This window comes from Streptomyces sp. NPDC051183, from assembly GCF_040682455.1.
Classification (GTDB): domain Bacteria; phylum Actinomycetota; class Actinomycetes; order Streptomycetales; family Streptomycetaceae; genus Streptomyces.
Window position 1 is genome coordinate 1 of record NZ_JBFBBA010000115.1, and the last position, 2,099, is coordinate 2,099.

Below are 2,099 nucleotides of genomic sequence, written 5' to 3' on the forward strand. Positions count from 1 at the left end.
CGTGCGGTAGCCACCAGATACGACAAACTCGCCGTCCGCTACGAAGCAACCGTGCTGATCGCAGCCATCAATGAATGGCTGTGACCAGCATTTTCGCAACAGACCCTAGACGGCCGCCCCCCGGGTCAGACGCCTCCGGGGTCAGCCGCCTCCCGAGGGCCCGTCCTGCGGATCGGGACCGCCGGATACCGTGGCGCCATGAGCACCGGCGCGCGCTACGTCACCGACCTGATCGACGCCTGCGAGCGGTACGCGGACCGCCCCGCCTTCGGGTCGGGGTCCTGGGTCCTGACCTACTCCGAGGTGCTGGACCGGACGTACCGGCTGGCGGGTGCCCTGGCCGGCCTGGGGATCCGGCGCGGCTCCGGGCTGGCCTGCGTAACGGCGGGCAACCCGCCCGAGAGCCTGCTCGTACGGCTGGCCGCGCACGTGCTGGGGGCCCGGCTGACCCACGTGTGCGTCGGCCCCACGACCCACGGACTCGACCACCTGCTACGGGACTGTGCGCCCGCCCTGGTGGTCCACGACACCCCGGTCCCGCCGGGCCCAGGGGCCCGCATCGGCCTGCCCGCACTGCTGGAGTCGGCCTCCGCCCGCGAGCCCCTGCCCGTCGAGGTGGCGGCGCGCGACGAGGACGTGGCCCGGGTGACCTACACGGGCGGTACGACGGGCCGGCCGAAGGGGGTGGCCTCCACCTTCGCCGCGATGGCGGCCCGTACGGCCACCCGCACGGACGCCCCGGGCTCCGCCCCGCTCACCTTCGTGTCGACCGACTCGCTCTCCCAGCGCTCCGGCGGCCGGTGCCTGGAGCAGCTGCGCATCGGCGGCCGCTCGGAGATCCTGCACCCCTTCGGCACCCGGGAGTTCGCCGAGGCCTGCCGGCGGCTCGGGCCCGCGGCCACGTACCTGACGCCCTCGATGCTGTACCGGCTGCTCGACGACCCGGAGACCGCCGACGGCGTACCCGGCCTGGTGCGGGTCTCCTACGGCGACTCCCCCGTCCACCCGGAACGGCTGCGGCGGGCCCTGACCCGGTGGGGTCCGGGGGTGCGCTGGACCCAGGGCTACGGGATGAACGAGGCCGGGGTGCTCAGCCGGCTCTCCCCGGCCGACCACGACGCGGCGGCCACCGACCGCCCCCACCTGCTCGGCTCCGTCGGCCGCCCGGCGCCCGGGGTGGAGGTCGAGGTGCGGGGCCCCGCACCGGGGGCCACCGGGGAGGTGTGGGTGCGCTCCCCGATGGTGATGGCCGGCTACCGCAACCAGCCCGCCCTGACCGCCGAGGTCCTACACGACGGCTGGCTGCGCACGGGTGACGTCGGGCATTTCGACGCCGACGGGTACCTGTACCTCGACGACCGGGTCAAGGACGTGGTCATGGTGCACGGGGCGAACATCTACTGCGGCCCGATCGAGACGGCCCTGACCCGGCACCCCGCCGTGGCCCGGGCGGCCGTCGTCGGGCGGACGGACCCGCTCACCGGGGAGGCCGTGTGCGCCTTCCTCGTCGCCGCGCCCGGGCACGCCCCGACGGAGGAGGCGGCGGCCGAGGCGTGCGCACTGGTCGCAGCGGAGCTGGCGCCGGGGCAGCGGCCGGCGGCGGTGTTCTGGCTGCCGGCGCTCCCGCTGACGGACCGCGGCAAGCCGGACAAGCGGCGCCTGCGGGAGCTGGCGGCGGCTTCGCAGGAGTAGCTCCGGATCAGCGGAAGACCGACGGCGGGGGCGCCGGCGAGGCCACCGCCGAGGCGTCCGAGACCGGGACTGCTCCGCCCGCGAAGTCGATGAGGGCGCGGCCGTGTTCGACCCGGCCGGGGTGCGGGTCGCTCGCCACCCGGCGGGTGAACTCCGCGACCGGGAGCTCCCGGTCGGCGGCCACCAGCACGGCCTTGCCGAAACGCTTCCCCCGCCACACCACGGGGCCGGCGGCCAGCGCCAGTTCCGCGAACCGGGACGCAGCCGTAGCGATCTGGCTCCGCAGGTGGGAGAGCGGCGGACCGTCCGCGAGGCACTGTCACGTTGTCCGGGCGTCTGGGATGATCTTCGGGTTGTCGGTGTCCGGGAGGGGTGGGGGTTCGTGTCGTCTGCGTCGCCGTCGTACA

The 2,099-nt window shown here is 75.1% G+C and carries 1 protein-coding gene and 1 pseudogene; one reads left to right on the top strand and one right to left on the bottom strand.

What is annotated here, in order from left to right; translation table 11 throughout:
* Window positions 1–198 precede the first annotated feature (198 nt).
* Complete coding sequence (locus tag AB0M99_RS37685; RefSeq protein WP_365928774.1) at window positions 199–1,692, top strand: AMP-binding protein; 1,494 nt, start codon at window positions 199–201, stop codon at window positions 1,690–1,692.
* Window positions 1,693–1,699: 7 nt separating this feature from the next.
* Here the strand turns inward: AB0M99_RS37685 and AB0M99_RS37690 are convergent.
* A pseudogene (locus AB0M99_RS37690) lies at window positions 1,700–2,005 on the bottom strand (spermine synthase); the annotation flags it as partial.
* Between the last annotated feature and the right edge of the window lie 94 nt (window positions 2,006–2,099).

Excerpts from the sequence above, each read along its gene's own strand:
- AB0M99_RS37685 (WP_365928774.1), top strand. The coding sequence starts at position 199 with ATGAGCACCGGCGCGCGCTACGTCACCGACCTGATCGACGCCTGCGAG.